Origin of the sequence: Actinophytocola sp. (genome assembly GCF_036378875.1) — a bacterium.
Lineage (GTDB): Bacteria > Actinomycetota > Actinomycetes > Mycobacteriales > Pseudonocardiaceae > Actinophytocola.
Genome location: NZ_DASUVO010000098.1, coordinates 1 through 18,548, shown reverse-complemented (window position 1 = coordinate 18,548; position 18,548 = coordinate 1). Strand labels below are relative to the sequence as shown.

Genomic DNA, 18,548 nt, shown 5'->3' with positions numbered 1-18,548 from the left:
GTTAGTCGGACTGTTCCCCGTGTTTGCCGGTCGGCTGCTCGCTCTCCCCGACGGGATCCACCTCGGCGTCGAACGGGTCGATCACGTCCGCGACCTCGCCGATGCCACGCAGCAGCCGCTCGAGGCGGGACGGCGACGCGTGCGGCGCGACGCTCGCCAGCACCCAGCCCGCCTCGATCCACGCCACCGGGATGTCCGCGCCGATCTCCTCCGTCGCGTCCACCAGGTCCGGCGTGATCAGGCCGCGGGCCGCGGTGATGTCGGAGACGAACGCGTACCGCTGGCCGACCGGTCCGAGCAGCTCGGGCATGGTCTCCCGCTGGAACGGCGCGCTCGGCAGCCACAGCTCGATGGTGGCCGGATGGACCCGCCGGCACTGCACGGCGGCGATCACGGTCGTGACGCGGCCGTTCGTCTCGAGGTCGAACACGTACACCTTGCGCCGGCCGTCGGCGGTGAACGTCGACCCGGCGACCACGTCGATGGCGACGCCGCCGCCATGGAACGCGATCGCCCCGCCGGTCCACTGCGTCGGCAGGAGGTGGTCGGCGTCGGCGTACTGCCAGCCACGCAGCGCCGCCCAGTGCCGACGTTCCCGGTTTCGCGAGGTCAGGCGGGCGCGGTCACGTAGCAACAGCGCGGCGCCGGCCACCCCGGCGACGACCGCCACGACGAACCACACCCATGCCGGTATGCCCACCCCGCACAGAGTAGTCATCGCGACGTCAGAGCCAAGATCACCGCCCCCCGTGTCTCGACTTTCTGGCGGAAACTTGTGCCATAGTTCTATAGTGCTAGGTAACTAGATAAATAGAGAGGAGGCACTGATGATCGAGTTCCATCTGGATGGCAAGTCCGGACTGTCGCCCTACCAGCAGCTCGTCCAGCAGGTGCGACACGCACTGCGGCTGGGGCTGTTGAACGAGGGCGACCAGCTCCCCAAGGTCAAGGACGTGGTGGCGAGCCTCGCCATCAACCCGAACACGGTGCTCAAGGCCTACCGCGAACTGGAACACGAAGGGCTCGTCGCCGCACGGCCGGGCGTGGGCACGTTCGTGACGAAGACCCTGGGCGGGGTGTCGCTCGCCGTGCTCGGCCCGCTGCGGCAGGACCTGCGGCGCTGGCTGTCCAAGGCCCGCCGCGCCGGCCTCGACGAAGAAAGCATCGAGGCCCTCTTCCTCGCCACGTTTCGCACCGCGGCCAGAGAGGACATAGCGTGACCGTCCTGAGCGCCCGGGGTGTTGGCAAGAAGTACAAGCGCAAGTGGGCGTTGTCCAACTGCACGCTCGAGATCGAGGCCGGCCACGTGACCGGCCTCGTCGGCCCGAACGGCGCCGGCAAGTCGACGCTGCTGAACATCGCGTCCGGCATGCTCGAACCGACGACCGGCACGATCGAGGTCTGCGGCGGCGTGCCGGGCAGTGGTCCGGAACAGCTGGCCAAGGTCGGTTACGTCGCGCAGAACACCCCCGTCTACACGGCTTTGTCGGTCGAGGAGCACCTGCGGTTCGGCGCCAAGCTCAACCCGAGCTGGGACGACAAGCTGGCGCAACACCGCATCGAGCGGATCGGGCTGGACCCCAAGCAGGCGGCGGGCAAGCTGTCCGGCGGCCAACGAGCGCAGCTGGCGCTCACGATCGGCATCGCCAAGCGCCCCGAACTGCTGCTGCTCGACGAGCCGGTTGCCGCGCTCGACCCGCTCGCGCGCCGGGAGTTCCTGTCCGACCTCATGGAGGCGGTCGCCGAGCACGGGTTGTCCGTCGTGATGTCCTCGCACCTGGTCGCCGACCTGGAGCGGGTCTGCGACCACGTCGTCGTGCTGGTGGACTCGCAGGTGCGGGTCGCCGGTGACGTCGAGGAGTTGCTCGCCTCGCACCACCGGCTCTCCGGCCCGCGCCGGGACGTCGACACGCTGCCGTCCGACCAGCAGGTCATCTCCGCGAATCACACCAACCGGCAGACCACCGTGTTCGTCCGCACCGAGGCGCCGATCCTCGACCCAGCATGGACGGTCGGCCAGCCCAGCCTGGAGGACCTGGTCCTGGAGTACATGAGCAACCCGGTGCCCACCCGTCCCGCGCTGGAGGTCCTCCGATGACCTGGTTGACCTGGCGTCAGTTCCGCATCCCCGCGCTGTCGGTGTTCGCGGCCCTGGCCGCGATCGGCGTGGTCCTCGTGATCAGCGGGATGGAGATGCGCGGTGAGACGAACTTCTCCGACCAGGAATTCATGTACAGCGTCACCCTGCTGGTGATGTACGCCCTGCCCGCAGTGCTCGGCGTCTTCTGGGGTGTGCCCATGGTCACGCGGGAGCTGGAGGCCGGCACCCACAGCCTCGTCTGGAACCAGACCGTCACGCGCAAGCAGTGGCTCACGACCAAGCTGGTGGTCGGCGTGCTGACCGCCATGGTCGCGGCCGGGCTGCTGAGCCTGGCGGTCACCTGGTGGACCAGCCCCATCGACGCGTTGGCCGACGCGGATCCGCAGGCCACCACGACGGCACGCATGTCGCCGGTGGTGTTCGACGCCCGCGGGATCGCCCCCATCGGCTATGCGGCCTTCGCCTTCGTTCTCGGGATCGCGTTCGGGATCGCACTGCGCCGAACCGTGACCGCCATGGCGATCACCCTCGTGGCGTTCGTCGCTGTGATGGTGGCGGTCCCGTTCCTGGTCCGCCCGTACATCCTGCCCCCGTCGGAGGAGACCGTCACGGTCACGGACTCGAACATCTGGCAGATCCGGGGGAACGAGAACATGGATCTGGACGAGATAGCCGTGATGGAACCAGCCGGCTCGTGGGCGCTGACCAACGAGACGGTGGACCGAGCCGGCAACACGGTCAGCCCACTACCCGCCTCGCTGCATCCCTGCCTGCCACCGTTGCCGGGAAGGGAAGCAGGGGTTGCCGCCGCCCCACTGGACCGCTTGCCGGACGAGTGCATCGCGCAGGGGTTCGCCGACCTCGGCTACAAGCAGCGCCTGGTTTACCAGCCCGCCAGCCACTTCTGGCCGCTGCAGTGGATCGAGCTGGCGTTCTTCCTCGCGCTGTCAGCACTGGTGACCTGGTTCTGCTTCCGACGTATCCGTCACGTGTCCTAACTCGATTCCACAGGGGGAATCATGCGTACTCTCGCGGTCGCAACCGCACTGACCGTTGCCCTCGTGTCCGCGCCAGCCGCCTCGGCGGACCCGACGACACTCTCCTTACCCACCCCCACCGGCAGACAGCCGGTTGGCGTCACCTCGCTGTACATGAAGGACACCTCGCGCCCCGACCCGTGGGTGCCGACCGTGCCCTACCGGGAGCTGATGATCTCCGTCTTCTACCCGACCAACACCACGAACGGTACGACGAAGCAGTACATGACACCGACCGAGTCGGAGCGCTACATGTCGCGCCTCGGCCTACCCGACGTACCGCTCGACGTCATGAGCACGGTCAGGGCGAACGCCGTCGTCGACGCGCGTCCGGCCGGCCGGCGACACAGTGCCCCGCTCGTCGTGTTGTCGCCGGGCTCGACCCAGCCCCGCGCCACGCTCACCTCGTGGGCCGAGGACCTGGCGAGCCACGGCTACGTCGTCGCGGTCATCGACCACACCTACGAGAACCGGGCCCAGACCTTCCCCGACGGCCGGGTCACCGACTGCGCCGCGTGCGAGGTCGACGACCTGCCCGGGTTCTGGGAGAAGGTGGCCAAGAGTCGCGCGGCCGACACGTCGTTCGTGCTGGACGAGCTGTTGCGTGCCAAGCGGTTCGACCTCATCGACCCGAAGCGGATCGGCATGACCGGCCACTCCGCGGGGGGTGCGATCACCACGCAGGTGATGCTGGCCGACTCCCGGATCCGCGCCGGAGCAGACATCGACGGCTCGGTTCACGTGCCGATCCCCGACTCAGGGCTGTCCCGGCCGTTCATGTTCATGGGCAGCACGGACGAGTACGTCCCGGGCGCGCCAGGTCCATACGACGACTGGGAGACGGACTGGCTGCACCTGACCGGGTGGAAGCGCTGGATCATGGTGGCTGGCACGGCGCACGCGTCCTACACCGACCTCGGCGTGATCGCCGACGGGCTGGGCGTCGACCTCGGCGCGTCCGTCAGCGGGGAACGTGCGGTGGCCATCACCCGCGCCTACGTCCGCGCCTTCTTCGACCAGAACCTGCGCTGCAAGCCACAGCCGCTGATGGCCGCGCCGTCTTCCTCCTACCCGGAAGTGACCTTCGTCGGATGAAAAACCTGATCCTCGGCGGCCTCGTCGCCGCACTGGGGCTCGTCCTGACGACGTCGCCGGCCTCGGCGGCCTCACCCGCCGAGCTGGCGAAACCGACGGGCGACCAGCCGGTGGGCACCACGTCCCTGCACCTGAAGGACACCTCCCGCCCCGACCCGTGGGTGCCGACCGTGCCCTACCGGGAGCTGATGGTGTCCCTCTTCTACCCGACGAACACGACCAGCGGGCCGAAGAAGCAGTTCCTGACCGAGGCGGAGGCACAGGCCCTCCTCGACGAGGCGGAGATCGACTCCGTGCCGGCCACCGCCCTGTCCTCGGTCCAGACCGACGCGGTGATCGACGCACAACCGGTCGGTCGCGTGCACAGCCTGCCGCTGATCGTCCTGTCCCCCGGCTTCAAGCGGCCGCGTGCCGAGCTGACCTCGCTGGCCGAGGACCTGGCGAGCCACGGCAACGTTGTCGTGCTGGTCGACCACACCTACGAGAACGTGGCCACCACGTTCCCCGACGGTCGCGTCACCGGCTGTGTGGCGTGCGGCAACTACAACATCCCGTTCTGGCAGAAGCTGCAGCGCGGCCGGGCGGCCGACGTGTCGTTCGTGCTGGACGAGCTGACCGGGCCGAACCCCAAGTGGCGCGGCGCCAACCTGATCGACCCGTCCAAGATCGGCATGACCGGGCACTCGGTCGGCGGCGCGAGCACGATCAACGCGATGCTGACCGACTCGCGGATCAAGGCCGGGATGGACATCGACGGCACCACGGACGACGAGCTGCTCGCCCCAGGGCTCGACCGGCCGTTCATGTTCCTGGGGCGGGAGAACACCTACGCCCCGGGCACCGGCCCCGAGTCCGACAGCTGGGAACGTGACTGGGCTCAGCTGACCGGGTGGAAGCGCTGGATGGTGGTGGCCGGCATGGAGCACCCGTCGTTCACCGACATCGGGTTGGTCGGCGAACAGCTCGGCCTCGACTTCGGCGCGGACACCCCCGCCGCACGGGGCCAGGCCATCACCGCGGCCTACGCCCGGGCCTTCTTCGACCTGCACCTGCGTGGCAAGGCGCAGCCGCTGATGGAGCAGCCCTCGTCGCGCTACCCGGAGGTCACCATCGCCAGAACCTCGACGCCGTACCTACCCGCGCCGACCGGCGACAAGCCGGTGGGCAGCACGTCGGTCTACCTGAAGGACACCTCGCGCCCCGACCCGTGGGTGCCGACCGTGCCCTACCGGGAGCTGATGGTCTCGCTCTTCTATCCGACGGCCTCGGCCAACGGACCGAAGACGCGGTACGTGACCCCGGAGGAGTCGGCGGCACTGCTCACCGACAGCGGTCTCGACGTGCCGTCGGACTGGCTGAGCACGATGGTGACGAACTCCGTGGCGAACGCTCGGCCCGCCGGGCGGAACCTGCCACTGATCGTGCTGTCACCCGGCTACACCAAGCCCCGCGCCACGCTTTCCGCGCTGGCCGAGGACCTGGCCAGCCACGGTTACGTCGTCGCGGTGGTGGGTCACACGTACGAGAACGCCGGCACGAGCTTCCCCGACGGCCGGTTCGTCGGGTGCGCCTCGTGCGAGGTGCCGCACGAGGACACGTTCTGGCAGAAGCTGGAGCTGAGCCGGGCGGCCGACGTGTCGTTCGTCCTGGACGAGCTGACCCACTCGAAGTGGGCGAGCCTCATCGACCCGAAGCGGATCGGCATGGCCGGGCACTCCATCGGTGGGGCCAGCACCATTCCCACCATGGTCGCCGACTCCCGGATCAGGGCGGGGATGGACATCGACGGCAGCACGGAGGTCCCGCTCACCGCACCGGGGCTGTCACGACCGTTCATGTTCATGAGCCACCAGCTCACCCCCACCACGTGCGAGCCGGGCGTGAACACGAAGTGGGAGCGTGACTGGGCCCAGATGACCGGGTGGAAGCGCTGGCTCGAACTGTCGGGCACGCAGCACGCGTCGTTCACCGACGTCGGGCTCGTCGCCGACCAGCTCGGAGTCGACATCGGCGCGACCACGACCGCGACCCGTACCCAGGAGATCAGCCGGGCGTACGTGAACGCGTTCTTCGACCGGCACCTGCGTGGCAAGTCCTCGCCACTGCTGGACTCGCCGGGATACCCCGAGGTGGCGTTCTGCCACTGACCGGACCGAAAGCGGCGCCACTCCACAGGGGGAGGGCGCCGCTTTCGTCTGCTCAGAAGGCGCGGCCGACGATCAGCGCCGAGTTGTCCGGCGCGACGTCCACGCGGACGGTGTCCCCGTCGAGGATCTCGCCGGCCAGCAGGGACTTCGCCAGCTGGTCGCCGATGGCCGAGGACACCAGCCGGCGCAGCGGCCGGGCGCCGTAGACCGGGTCGAACCCGTTCATCGCGAGCCACTCCCGCGCCGCCGGGCTCACATCCAGCGTCAGCCGGCGCGCGGCCAGGCGGCGACCCAGCGCGGCGATCTGGATGTCGACGATCCGGGTCAGCTCCTCGGTCGCCAGCGAGTGGAACACCACCACGTCGTCGAGCCGGTTCAGGAACTCCGGCTTGAAGTGGCGCTGCACCACCGACAGCACGGCGTCCTTGCGCTGCAGCTCGTCGAGGTTCACGTCGGCGATGGCCTGCGAGCCCAGGTTCGACGTCAGCACCAGGATCGTGTTCCGGAAGTCGACCGTGCGGCCCTGGCCATCGGTCAGGCGGCCGTCGTCGAGGACCTGCAGCAGCACGTCGAACACGTCCGGGTGCGCCTTCTCGACCTCGTCCAGCAGCACGACGCTGTAGGGGCGGCGCCGCACGGACTCGGTGAGCTGGCCGCCCTGGTCGTAGCCGACGTAACCGGGCGGGGCGCCGACCAGCCGCGCGACCGAGTGCTTCTCGGAATACTCGGACATGTCGATGCGGACCATGGCCCGCTCGTCGTCGAACAGGAACTCGGCGAGCGCCTTGGCCAGCTCGGTCTTGCCGACACCCGTCGGGCCGAGGAACAGGAACGAGCCGGTCGGCCGGTCCGGGTCGGCGACGCCGGCGCGGGCCCGCCGCACCGCGTCGGACACCACACGCACGGCCTCCGCCTGGCCCACGACCCGCTCGCCGATCGCGTCCTCCATGCGCAGCAGCTTCGCGGTCTCACCTTCGAGCAGCCGGCCCGCGGGGATGCCGGTCCACGCCGACACGACGTCCGCGACGTCGTCCGGGCCGACCTCCTCCTTGAGCATGGCCTTCTCCTCGGCCCGCTCGGCGGTCGCCGTCGCGGCTTCCAGGTCCTTCTCCAGCGCGGGAATCCGGCCGTACCGCAGCTCGGCCGCGCGGCCCAGGTCGCCGTCACGCTCGGCCCGCTCCGACTCGCCACGCAGCTGCTCCAGCTGCTCCTTGAGGTCGCGGACCTTCTCGATGGCGCCCTTCTCGTTCTGCCAGCGGGCGGTCAGCGCGGTCAGCGCCTCCCGCTTCTCGGCCAGCTCCGCCCGCAGAGCCGCGAGTCGCTGCTGCGACGCGGGGTCCTCCTCCTTCTCGAGGGCCATCTCCTCGATCTCGAGCCGCCGGACGGCCCGCTCGACCTCGTCGATCTCGACGGGCCGGGAGTCGATCTCCATGCGCAGCCGGGACGCGGCCTCGTCGACCAGGTCGATGGCCTTGTCCGGGAGGAAGCGCGCGGTGATGTACCGGTCGGACAGGGTGGCGGCGGCGACCAGCGCGCCGTCGGTGATCCGCACACCGTGGTGCACCTCGTAGCGCTCCTTGAGGCCACGGAGGATGCCGACGGTGTCCTCGACGGACGGCTCGCCGACCAGCACCTGCTGGAAGCGGCGTTCCAGCGCGGCGTCCTTCTCGATGTGCTGGCGGTACTCGTCGAGCGTGGTGGCGCCGACCATGCGCAGCTCACCGCGGGCCAGCATCGGCTTGATCATGTTGCCGGCGTCCATGGCGCCCTCGCCCGTCGCGCCGGCTCCCACGATCGTGTGCAGCTCGTCGATGAACGTGATGACCTGGCCGGCCGACTCGGTGATCTCCTTGAGCACGGCCTTGAGCCGCTCCTCGAACTCACCGCGGAACTTGGCGCCGGCGACCATCGACCCAAGGTCCAGGGCGACCACGCGCTTGCCCCGCAACGACTCGGGCACGTCACCGGCCACGATCCGCTGCGCGAGGCCCTCGACGATCGCGGTCTTGCCGACCCCCGGCTCACCGATCAGCACCGGGTTGTTCTTGGTCCGCCGCGACAGCACCTGCACGACCCGCCGGATCTCGGCGTCCCGGCCGATGACGGGGTCGAGGTCGCCGCTGCGGGCCCGGTCGGTCAGGTCGAGGCCGTACTTCTCCAGCGCCTTGTAGGTGGACTCGGGGTCCGGGCTGGTGACCCGGGCCGAGCCGCGGACCTTGGCGAACGCGTCCCGCAGTGCGTCGGGCGTGGCGCCGTGCCGGTTCAGCAGCTGGGCCACCGGGCCGCCCTGGGCGGCGAGGCCGACCAGCAGGTGCTCGGTCGACACGTACTCGTCACCCATCTCGGTGGCGAGCTTCTGGGCGTGCGTGACCGAACGCAACGCGTCGCTGTCGAGCTGCGGCGCGGAGACCGTGGACCCGGTCGCGGACGGTAGCGAGTTGGCCAGCTGGTCAAGCTCCTTGCGGACCACGTTCGGGTCGGCCCCGACGGCCGACAGCAGCGGCGCGGTCAGGCCGTCGCCCTGCGCGAGGAGCGCGCCGAGCAGGTGCACCGGCTTCACATCCGGGTTGCCGGCCACGGTCGCGGCCTGGGCGGCCGCCGAGATGGCCTGCTGTGTCTTCGTCGTCGGGTTGAAGGCGTCCATTTGTCCCCTCACGTGCAACGCAGTCGTACTCACCATGCACAACGTCAGAAAAGTTGAGCGTGTTCCGCTCAACCCTCACTTGTGTGCCGGAGCGAACCCGTTCAGCGCAGGGTCACAGCGCGGGGTCACGATGGTCGGGTTCCGCCTCACCCACATGTCCTAGCAGGGTTGTCCACAGCAGGTGCCCATTTGTCCACAATCCCCAGGTGTCTATCCACAGGCACGTGTGAGCGCTACGCGGAGAAGGAAAGATCACCCGGAGCGATACCGCCACCAGGGTGAATGCGGGGGCTCAATGGTGACTGGCGCTGGCTTGGCGAGCCTTGGCGTTGAAGTAGTCGCCGCCTTTGCGGCGCATGTCGTCGGTGCCCCAGTCGCGCTCGCGGGACACAGGCTCCATTCGGGGGATGTGCTTGCGGCAGTGGATATAAGTCTCCTCCACGTGCACGACGACCCAGCGCTCGGGGGTGCGGCCGCGGTCCTCGGCGACGGGGAGTGCTGCGTGCTCACGGCGCAGCTCGACGTCGTCGATGATGCTGGCGCGCCCGTTGACGTGCAGTCCGATCAGGTCGCGCACGAAGTCGATCATCAGGACGGCGACGTGCGGGTTCTCGCTGATGTTGCCGAGGCTCGCGAGCACGCCGTTGCCCCGGTACTCCGGGTAGGCGATCCGCTTGGGGTCGAGTACGTGCAGGAAGCCGGGTGGACCAGCGCGGAAGGTGGAGTCGCACTCGCCGCCGGCGTCGGCCGTGCCGACGAAGGCCATCTCCATCCGGCCAACGAACTCGATCATCTCGGGGTTGAGGTGATCGAGGACCTGGTCGCGGTAGAAGCGCTCGGCACGCTCGGCGGTCCCGTAGGCCTGCTGCAACAGGTGCTCCCCGGCGCAGCCCGGCAGAGCGGCCGTTCCGCCAATCGGGTGAAGTTGCACCGTGGGCGGGTCCACTGTCGGTGGTGGGGCCGTGACAAGCAGTTCAACGTGGGGCTCGGGCGAGGGCTCCGCGAACTCCAGGTCCAGCAGAGCCGCATCGGCAACGCCTGTGGGTGTCACCAGATCAGGACGCACGGCGGACACAGTTTCATAACGGCGCGGCGAAAGCGAGGCCCACGCCCCGGCATGTCGCTCGAGCGTCCGAAACGGACGACTTTCCGTAGTGTCGCGTCACACGAAAGTGTCAGGAGGGCGGACAACCGGGGAGATTCCGTCTAGGGTCCTGTTGTCGGGGACGGACGACGACGACCAGGTGGCAGGGCGTCGACCCCGGACGCCGAGAGGGTGACTGTGTCCCGACCATGAGCGCCAACGCCGTTGTGAGCCCCATCCCGAACCAGGACGGCCCCGCGACGAATGACGGCCCCGTCGCGACCATGGTGCGCCTGGTCCGCGAAAGCTTCGCCGTCGTGGAGCCCCACGCCGAGAAGATGGCCGAGCTGTTCTACGCCACGTTGTTCAGCATCGCCCCGGCCACTCGCGAGATGTTCCCCGTGAACATGGAGGTGCAGCGCTCCCGGCTGCTGCGCGCCCTCGTGCACATCGTCCAGATGGTCGACCGCCCGGACGACCTGATGCCGTTCCTCCGGCAGCTCGGCCGCGACCACCGCAAGTTCGGTGTGGTCACTCAGCACTTCGAAGCGGTCGGCATGGCACTGCTGTCATCGGTGAAGCAGTACGCGAAGCAGGCATGGACCGTCGAGGTCGAACGCGCCTGGGCCGAGGCCTACACGATCATGGCCAGGGCCATGCTGGAGGCCGCCAACGCCGACGACAACCCGCCGTGGTGGAACGGCACGGTCGTCGAGAGGCATCGTCTGGGCAGGGACCTCGCGGTCGTGCGGGTCCGCCCGGACTACCCGGTGCCGTACCAGCCGGGGCAGTACCTGAGCGTGGAGATACCGCAGCGCCCGAGGATGTGGCGCTACCTCACCCCGGCAACCGCCCCGAGGGAGGATGGCCTGCTGGAGTTCCACGTCCGAGCCGTCGAGGGCGGCTGGGTGTCGAGAGCACTCGTGACGCACGGCGAGCTCGGGGACGTGTGGCGCATCGGCCCGGCCATGGGCCGGCTGGGCGTCAACCGCGAGTCCGGAAGAGACATCCTGATGATCGCGGGCGGTACGGGCGTCGCCCCGATGCGCGCGATCATCGACCACCTGTCCCAGTGGGGCGAGAACCCACGGGTGCACCTGTTCTTCGGCGGCCGCGTCCGGTCCGATCTGTACGACCTGGAAAACCTCCAGGCCGTGGCGGCGAGCAACCCCTGGCTACAGGTCGTGCCGGTCCTGGAGTCCGACTCCCCACTGCCCACAGCGGAGCGAGGCACCCTGGCGGACGTCGTCACCCGCTACGGCGCCTGGCCGAACCACGATGTGCTCGTGTCCGGTTCACCGGGCATGGTCCGCTCCACGGTGTCCCGAATGCTGGTGGCAGGCACCGCCCTGGACCGCGTCGTATACGACCCGTTCACAGTGGACTGACCTCAGTCCTCGTACTCGTCGTCACCGATGACCGTAGGCGCGGTCAGCACGTCGCTGCCGAACGTCTCCTCAGCGTCGTTCTCGATGAGCACCTTGCGCTGGTGTTCGGTGTCCTCATCGCCCTTCCCGCGCCCGGCACCCACCGGAGCCCCTACAGGCCCTGCCCCACCGGGCCGAGCCGCGGCGGCCGCGGCCTGACCGGCCCGCCGCGCAGCCGCATCCTCAGCCGCGACCGCACCAGCACCCATCCCTGGCCCAAGATTCCGCACCCCACCAGAACCACCGCCTGTACCACCTCCGCCACGTGGCCCGAACCCGCCGCTACCGCCACCGGGGGAGCCACCCACCGGAACGCCCCCGACAAACCCCCCGGTTGGTGAAGCCGACACCGGCGACTGTCCCAAGCCGGGACTCGACAGTGACGTCACAGGGGACGACAAAGCCGGCGGCGCGGGCTGGAAGTCGTTGGGACTGGTCTCAAACCCTCCAGACGCCACGCCAGGCTCAGCCAGATCACCAGAGACGGACCAGGGCGCACCAAACGACGAGGAACTGTGCTTGACCTGGCCGACGTCGCGAGGGTCAACTGCCGAACGAGGCCCAGGCTCCGTGACTGGCATGGTGTCAACCGGCCCCGCGACGGAAACATCCCCACTGGACCGAGCGCCGTTGTTGAAATCCTGCGGAGTGTTGGTCTCATTGAAGCTGCTGGCATCGTCGTATACGCGGAAAACAGCTATGTTGTGCTGAGCGCCGTCCTGATAGTCCGTGACCGACTTCTCATAGTCCACATCAAACGGAAAGGGCTCGTCCATCGAATTCTCAGGCGGACCCGAAACAGGCCGAACACTGTTTACGGCGGTGTCGAAAGACTCGATCTGACGTGCCAGCAACTCCTGGCAAAATCCAATCTTGACAGCATTTTCGATCGCCAGCTCCGCCAACGGCATCGCGGCGCCATAGGCGCCGGCACTGGCTTCTCCTTGCCAGCCGGCCTTGATGGTGTCCGCCAGCGACCTGATCAGGTCGGCCCGCTCCTGTTCCGCAGACCACTCGTCGCCGGCGTCTATCTGCTCCGTCCTCAGCAGCGCGGCGCCCGGTCCCTCGGTGAGCTGGCGATAGATCTCCGCCGGGGTCATGAAGAACGGCACAACCTGATCAGTCATGCTGCTTCCTTCATTGTCTTCATCGCCATCCCGGCCACCTGCGTAGCCGCTTCGCACGGATCCCTGTTGCCGATCCTCGCATCGGACAAACCAACCAGGACCAGGAGCGCCAGCTTGTCCGTGACACCCACACCCACTCCGCATTCGATGGTGGGTTTCGCCTCTGTGGTGTTAAAGGCCATCGCTGGATGTCCCTCGATGTCATCAATCGACTCGAAGTAGGGGAAAACCTTCCCTTCTGCCTCTCGATACAGGGAGCTCAACCCGCGTTCGTCTCCGGAGAGGAGACTCAGGCTCACCGAACCCCGTGTCTGGCTGTTCCGCCAATAACAGGTTTCGCCGAGGGAATCTCCCTTCTGCTCCCCGGCCAGCGGGACGTTCAGTTCCTTGGTTTGCTGGGAGGTGAGCGCATCGCACGGCTTCTGCTCGAAACGTGAGACATCCAGCGGATTCTCGACCTTGGGAGCGCCATCAGACGGAAGCCCGTCGTCAGTGGACGGGTCGTCGAGCGAGGGCTTGGTCGTCGCGTTCGAGCCCGGGAGCGGGACCCCCTCGCTTGTTGTTGTGCAGCCGGCGACCACGGCCATGCTGAGGGCGGTGATGGCGAGTAGCAGTCGCGTGCGCACGGTCAAATTCCCGCCTGAGGTCCGGTCTCCTCGACCTCGGTCTTGTTGAAGTCGGCGACGCTGTGGTGCTCCACGCCCAGGTAGTCGTCCAAGGTGTTCTGCAGAAGCTGTGCCTGCTGGATGCTGTACTCGTAGTTCTGAGCCAGATAGGCCATGTATGCCTTGCCGGAGCTGTTGGCAGCCTTGGCATGACGCTCACTCGCGAAGTCCAAGCCAGGCGGTTTGACCTCGCCCAGGTTCACCCGTTTGAGCGATCCTTCGTAGTGGTCTGCCAGCTCCAGCCACTTCTTGATCAAGCTGCGGAGCGTGTCCTCGTCGTAGGCGAAGCTGCCGGCTTCGCTGGAGCCGCTGTTCGCGATGGCGCTCAGGCTGCGTAGGCCCGCGCCTCGCTCCAGTTTGCCCATCCCCGACCTCCCCTTGTCCGGCAGTCACCAGTCGGACGCACTCGGTAGTCGAGGATACGGCAAGGGCCCGCGCGGACGCGGGCCCTTGCGATCAAACGATCTACTTCTTGCGGGGCTTCCACACGACCAGAGCCGTCTGGCGGGAGACGGGTACCAGTTCGTTCCGGTAGGAACGGTGGATGGCCGCGGCGGCCTGTTCGGCTGCCGCGTGGACGGCGGCCAGTTCCTCGGTCAGTTCGGCGAGCCTGGTGCGCAGTTCGTCGACCTCTCGTTCGAGTTCGATGATCCGCTTGATGCCGGCCAGGTTGACGCCCTGCTCCTGGGAAAGGCGCTGCACCTCGCGCAACAGTGCGATGTCGCGCATGGAGTAGCGCCGCCCGCCGCCGGAGGTTCGGCCGGGGGACACCAGGCCCATCCGGTCGTACCCGCGCAGGGTCTGCGCGTGCAGGCCGGACAACTCGGCGGCCACCGAGATCACGAACACCGGTGTGTCCTCGTCGGCGCCTGGGGGAAACGGGAATCCGGTCATGGCTAGCTCCGTTTCTCCAGCATCGCGGTCAGTTCAGGCCGTGGGTCCTGTGTGGACGTCGCGGACGCGTACGCCTCCAACGCCGCCTTCGCGGCATCGTCCAACTTGGACGGAACCGACACCTGCAGCGTCACCAGCAGGTCACCGGCCTGGCCGTCGCGGCGGACGATGCCCTTGCCCCGCACCCGTAACACCCGGCCGCTGGCTGTGCCCGGTGGCACGCGCAACGCCACCTTGCCGTCCAGCGTCGGCACTTCCAGTGTGGTGCCAAGGGCGACCTCGCTGAAGGTGACCGGCACCTTCAGCGTCAGATCGTTGCCGGTCCGCCCAAACACCGAGTGCGGCGTCACGTGGACCCGCACGTACAGGTCACCCGCGTGCGCACCGCCGGTGCCCGGTTCGCCCTGGCCCGCCAGCCGGATCCGTTGGTCGTCGTCGACACCAGCGGGGATCCGGACGGTCAACGTGCGCGACTTGGTGCTGACGCCGTCGCCGCGGCACTCCGGGCACGGGTCGTCGACGATCCGCCCGGTGCCACGGCAGTCGCGGCACGGCTCGCTGAACGCGAACGCGCCCTGCGAACGGCTGACCAGTCCCGCGCCCGCGCATGTCGGGCACGTCCGTGGGCTGGTGCCGGGCTTGGCCCCCGACCCCTTGCAGGTTTCGCATGTGGACGGACTCGACAGGCGCAACGGGACGGTCGCGCCCTTCACCGCCTCCACGAAGTCGATCCGCACCTCGGTCTCCACGTCGGCGCCACGCCGTGGCCGGTTGGCCGCCGACGTGGTGCCGCCGCGGCGGCCGAACAGGTTGCCCAACAGGTCGCTGATGCCGCCACCGCCTGCGGCCTGCTGCCCGGCGAACAGATCACTGAAGTCGAACGTCGACCCGCCGCCGCTCCCGCCGCCGAAGCCACCGAACCCGCCCGGACGGAACCCGCCGGAACCGAAGAGCCGGCGGGCCTCGTCGTACTGCTTGCGCTTGTCCGGATCGCCGAGCACGCCGTATGCCTCGGAGACCGCCTTGAAGCGCGTCTCGGCCTGGGCGTTGCCCGGGTTGGCGTCCGGGTGGAGCTCACGCGCGAGCTTCCGGTACGCCTTCTTGATCTCCTGATCACTGGAGTCGGACGGGACGCCCAACTCGCGGTAGAAGTCCTTGTCGATCCAGTCCCTCGCACTCACCGGACGTCCCCTCCTCCCGACTCAGTCCTGTTCGTTCGGCTTGTCGTTGGGATTGTTGGGGTCGTACCACTCACTGCTCGGCAATCCCTCGTCCGCCGGAACGTCCGGTGCCGCCGGCTCGTGGTCGGTGACCGCGACCAGCGCGGCCCGCACCACCCGGTCGCCGAAGCGGTAGCCGCGGCGCAGTACCGCGGTCACCGTCGGCCCCGCGACGTCCGGCGACGTGTCGTGCTGGACCGCCTCGTGCACGGCCGGGTCGAACGCCTCGCCCTCGTGCCCGAAGGACTCCAGCCCCGTGCGCTCCAGCGTCGCGACGAGCTTGTCCGCCACCGCCTTGAAGGCACCGGTGAGGTCGCCGTGCTGCTGTGCCCGATCGATGTCGTCGAGCACGGACAGCAGCTCGGTGGCCACCGACGCCTTCGCGGAGTTGACCACGACCTCCCGGTCGCGGTCGATCCGCTTGCGGTAGTTGGCGTACTCGGCCTGCAGGCGCTGCAGGTCGGCGGTCCGCTCGTCCAGCTGTGCCTTCAGCTCGGCCTCTTGACCGGGGATGACCTCCAGCACCTCTTCTGGCGCGGATGCCACCTCGGGCTCGGGCGCGCCGAACCCCGCGTCTGGGGCTGGCGGCCGGACCTCACCGGTCTCCGGGTCGATGCGCCGCCGGTCACGCACCACTACGCGCGGCTCCTCTCCGTTCTCCGCGGTGCCGTCGGATCGGGACGAACTCACTTCTTGTCCTCGTCGACGATCTCGGCGTCCACGACGTCGTCCGCGCCCTGGGTCGAACCGCTGCTGGCCTGCTGGCCGTCGCCGGCGGCACCCGCGCCCGCGTCCTGCGTCGCGCCGGTCTGGGCGTAGATCGCGGAGCCCATGGCCTGCGACTCGGTGGCGAGCTTCTCCATCGCGGTCTTGATGGCCGCGACGTCGGTGCCCTTCAGCGACTCCTGCGCGTCCTTGATCGCGGCGTTGACCTTGTCCTTGACGTCGGCCGGGATCTTCTCGTCGTTGTCCTTGACGAACTTCTCCGTCTGGTAGACGAGTGTCTCGGCCTGGTTGCGGGTCTCGGCCTCCTCGCGGCGGCGCTTGTCCTCCTCGGCGTGCGCCTCCGCGTCCTTGACCATCCGGTCGATGTCCTCCTTCGGCAGCGCCGAGCCGCCGGTGATGGTCATCGACTGCTCCTTGCCGGTGCCGAGGTCCTTCGCGCTGACGTGCACGATGCCGTTCGCGTCGATGTCGAAGGTGACCTCGATCTGCGGCACGCCGCGGGGTGCCGGCGGGATGCCGGTGAGGTCGAAGGTGCCCAGCTTCTTGTTGTGCACCGCGATCTCGCGCTCACCCTGGAAGACCTGGATGCCGACCGTGGTCTGGCCGTCGTCCGCGGTGGAGAAGATCTCCGACCGCTTGGTCGGGATGGTCGTGTTCCGCTCGATGAGCTTGGTGAACACGCCGCCCTTGGTCTCGATGCCCAGCGACAGCGGCGTGACGTCCAGCAGCAGGACGTCCTTGACCTCGCCCTTCAGCACACCGGCCTGCAGCGCCGCGCCGATCGCGACGACCTCGTCCGGGTTCACGCCCTTGTTCGGCTCCTGGCCGCCGGTCAGCTCCTTGACCAGGTCGCTGACGGCCGGCATACGGGTGGAGCCACCAACGAGCACGACGTGGTCGATGTCGCCGACCTTGATGCCGGCGTCCTTGATCACGTTGTTGAAGGGGGCCCTGGTGCGGTCCAGCAGGTCGCTGGTGATCCGCTGGAACTCGGCACGGGACAGCGTCTCGTCGAGGAACAGCGGGTTCTTGTCCGCGTCCACCGTGATGTAGGGCAGGTTGATGTTCGCGCTGTTCGAGCTGGACAGCTCGATCTTCGCCTTCTCCGCGGCCTCACGGATGCGCTGGAGCGCCATCTTGTCCTTGGTGAGGTCGATGCCCGCGGACTGCTTGAACTTGTCGACCAGCCAGTCGACGATCCGCTGGTCCCAGTCGTCGCCACCGAGGTGGTTGTCACCGGACGTCGCGCGGACCTCGACCACGCCCTCGCCGATCTCCAGCAGCGACACGTCGAACGTGCCACCACCGAGGTCGAAGACGAGGATGGTCTGCTCCTTCTCGCCCTTGTCCAGGCCGTACGCCAGGGCCGCCGCGGTCGGCTCGTTCACGATCCGCAGCACGTTCAGGCCGGCGATCTGCCCGGCCTCCTTGGTGGCCTGCCGCTGGGCGTCCTCGAAGTAGGCGGGGACGGTGATCACCGCGTCGGTGATCGGCTCACCCAGGTACGCCTCGGCGTCCCGCTTGAGCTTCATCAGCACGCGGGCGCTGATCTCCTGCGGGCTGTACTTCTTCGCGTCGACCTCGGTCGACCAGTCGGTGCCCATGTGCCGCTTGACCGAACGGACCGTACGGTCCACGTTGGTCACGGCCTGGTTCTTCGCCGGCTGGCCGGTCAGCACCTCACCGTTCTTGGCGAAGGCGACGATGGACGGGGTCGTCCGCGAACCCTCGGAGTTGGCGATCACCGTCGGCTCACCGCCCTCGAGGACAGCGACGACGGAGTTGGTCGTCCCCAGGTCGATTCCGACCGCTCGCGCCATTGGTTCTTCCCTCCTGATTACTTCTCGTGAGTGGGTTGAGTGTCTCCCGCTCAAGTCTGCCGCCGGGCTCGATCACTCGTCAAACCAGACTTGAGTCCCTGCCACTCAACCTTCCTGACCCTACCAACGAGCGACCGGGGCCGTGTGTTCCCTAGACGGGTCGAAGAGTCACGTTGCCGCTGTCGGTCCGCAGTTCGATGGCCGGACCGGTGCCGTCGTCGCCCACCTCGTTCGTCTGGTCGTCGGCCTGGATGTCGACCTGGTAGCTCGCGTTGGGCACCCGCACGTCGACGTTGCCGCTCGACGTGCTCGCGGTGACGTTCTCCGCCGCGGCCATGGCGACAGTCACATCTCCGGACTGGGCGCCGGCCACCACGGCACCACCGATGTCGGACAGGTCGACATTGCCGGACTGCGTGCTGGCGTTCACCTCGCCGTCGACGTCCCGGACCGTCACGTCGCCGGACTCGGCCGCGACGTTCGCACTCTTCGCCCCGATCACCTCGACGCTGCCGGAGTCGAGATGACCACTGACCGTGACCGCTTGGGGGACGATGACCT

At 68.4% G+C, this 18,548-nt stretch carries 17 protein-coding genes; 6 read left to right on the top strand and 11 right to left on the bottom strand.

What is annotated here, in order from left to right; genetic code table 11:
* Nucleotide 1: 1 nt before the first annotated feature.
* Complete coding sequence (locus VF106_RS27590; protein ID WP_330842770.1) at nucleotides 2-700, bottom strand: TtfA family protein; 699 nt, start codon at nucleotides 698-700, stop codon at nucleotides 2-4.
* A 127-nt stretch (nucleotides 701-827) separates the two neighbouring features.
* Between VF106_RS27590 and VF106_RS27585 the strand changes: the two genes are divergently transcribed.
* Genes VF106_RS27585 through VF106_RS27565 form a run of 5 tightly spaced genes read left to right on the top strand, consistent with a single transcriptional unit; the run spans nucleotide 828 to nucleotide 6,380 of the window.
* On the top strand, nucleotides 828-1,220 hold the full coding sequence (locus VF106_RS27585; RefSeq protein ID WP_330842769.1) for a GntR family transcriptional regulator: 393 nt from the start codon (nucleotides 828-830) through the stop codon (nucleotides 1,218-1,220).
* Entirely contained in the window at nucleotides 1,217-2,098 is an 882-nt protein-coding gene (locus VF106_RS27580) for an ABC transporter ATP-binding protein (RefSeq protein WP_330842768.1), read from the top strand. Before VF106_RS27585 ends, VF106_RS27580 begins: the two co-directional genes overlap by 4 nt.
* A complete protein-coding gene (locus tag VF106_RS27575) occupies nucleotides 2,095-3,099 on the top strand; it encodes an ABC-2 membrane transporter-related protein (RefSeq protein ID WP_330842767.1) in 1,005 nt (334 codons plus the stop codon). Before VF106_RS27580 ends, VF106_RS27575 begins: the two co-directional genes overlap by 4 nt.
* 21 nt (nucleotides 3,100-3,120) lie before the next feature.
* Nucleotides 3,121-4,233, top strand: coding sequence for an alpha/beta hydrolase family protein (locus tag VF106_RS27570; RefSeq protein ID WP_330842766.1), 1,113 nt, complete (start codon nucleotides 3,121-3,123; stop codon nucleotides 4,231-4,233).
* A complete protein-coding gene (locus tag VF106_RS27565; RefSeq protein ID WP_330842765.1) occupies nucleotides 4,230-6,380 on the top strand; it encodes an alpha/beta hydrolase family protein in 2,151 nt (716 codons plus the stop codon). Before VF106_RS27570 ends, VF106_RS27565 begins: the two co-directional genes overlap by 4 nt.
* 52 nt (nucleotides 6,381-6,432) lie before the next feature.
* On the opposite strand, the gene clpB is transcribed toward VF106_RS27565, so the two are convergent.
* Both clpB and VF106_RS27555 read right to left on the bottom strand, forming a co-directional pair.
* Nucleotides 6,433-9,024, bottom strand: a complete 2,592-nt coding sequence (clpB, locus tag VF106_RS27560; RefSeq protein WP_330842764.1) for an ATP-dependent chaperone ClpB — start codon at nucleotides 9,022-9,024, stop codon at nucleotides 6,433-6,435.
* A 292-nt stretch (nucleotides 9,025-9,316) separates the two neighbouring features.
* Nucleotides 9,317-10,090 (bottom strand): pyridoxamine 5'-phosphate oxidase family protein, encoded by a 774-nt coding sequence (locus tag VF106_RS27555; RefSeq protein WP_330842763.1) that lies wholly within the window; start codon nucleotides 10,088-10,090, stop codon nucleotides 9,317-9,319.
* A 302-nt stretch (nucleotides 10,091-10,392) separates the two neighbouring features.
* On the opposite strand from VF106_RS27555, the gene VF106_RS27550 reads away from it, so the two are divergent.
* Nucleotides 10,393-11,496, top strand: a complete 1,104-nt coding sequence (locus VF106_RS27550) for a globin domain-containing protein (protein ID WP_330842873.1) — start codon at nucleotides 10,393-10,395, stop codon at nucleotides 11,494-11,496.
* A 2-nt stretch (nucleotides 11,497-11,498) separates the two neighbouring features.
* On the opposite strand, the gene VF106_RS27545 is transcribed toward VF106_RS27550, so the two are convergent.
* The 8 genes from VF106_RS27545 to VF106_RS27510 all read right to left on the bottom strand — a co-directional run.
* Nucleotides 11,499-12,662: a hypothetical protein gene (locus VF106_RS27545; protein WP_330842762.1), complete on the bottom strand. Its 1,164-nt coding sequence runs from the start codon at nucleotides 12,660-12,662 to the stop codon at nucleotides 11,499-11,501.
* Nucleotides 12,659-13,288, bottom strand: coding sequence for a DUF3558 domain-containing protein (locus tag VF106_RS27540; RefSeq protein ID WP_330842761.1), 630 nt, complete (start codon nucleotides 13,286-13,288; stop codon nucleotides 12,659-12,661). The genes VF106_RS27545 and VF106_RS27540 overlap by 4 nt, the downstream gene beginning before the upstream one ends.
* A 2-nt stretch (nucleotides 13,289-13,290) precedes the next feature.
* Nucleotides 13,291-13,692, bottom strand: coding sequence for a hypothetical protein (locus VF106_RS27535; protein ID WP_330842760.1), 402 nt, complete (start codon nucleotides 13,690-13,692; stop codon nucleotides 13,291-13,293).
* Between the two features lie 100 nt (nucleotides 13,693-13,792).
* Complete coding sequence (locus VF106_RS27530; RefSeq protein WP_330842759.1) at nucleotides 13,793-14,221, bottom strand: heat shock protein transcriptional repressor HspR; 429 nt, start codon at nucleotides 14,219-14,221, stop codon at nucleotides 13,793-13,795.
* Nucleotides 14,222-14,223: 2 nt separating this feature from the next.
* Nucleotides 14,224-15,402, bottom strand: a complete 1,179-nt coding sequence (gene dnaJ / locus VF106_RS27525; RefSeq protein WP_330842758.1) for a molecular chaperone DnaJ — start codon at nucleotides 15,400-15,402, stop codon at nucleotides 14,224-14,226.
* A 21-nt stretch (nucleotides 15,403-15,423) separates the two neighbouring features.
* Nucleotides 15,424-16,131, bottom strand: coding sequence for a nucleotide exchange factor GrpE (gene grpE, locus VF106_RS27520; RefSeq protein WP_330842757.1), 708 nt, complete (start codon nucleotides 16,129-16,131; stop codon nucleotides 15,424-15,426).
* Nucleotides 16,128-17,987: a molecular chaperone DnaK gene (dnaK, locus tag VF106_RS27515; protein WP_330842756.1), complete on the bottom strand. Its 1,860-nt coding sequence runs from the start codon at nucleotides 17,985-17,987 to the stop codon at nucleotides 16,128-16,130. Before dnaK ends, grpE begins: the two co-directional genes overlap by 4 nt.
* A gap of 151 nt (nucleotides 17,988-18,138) precedes the next feature.
* The coding region (locus VF106_RS27510; RefSeq protein WP_330842755.1) for a DUF4097 family beta strand repeat-containing protein at nucleotides 18,139-18,548 on the bottom strand (410 nt) is incomplete at its 5' end.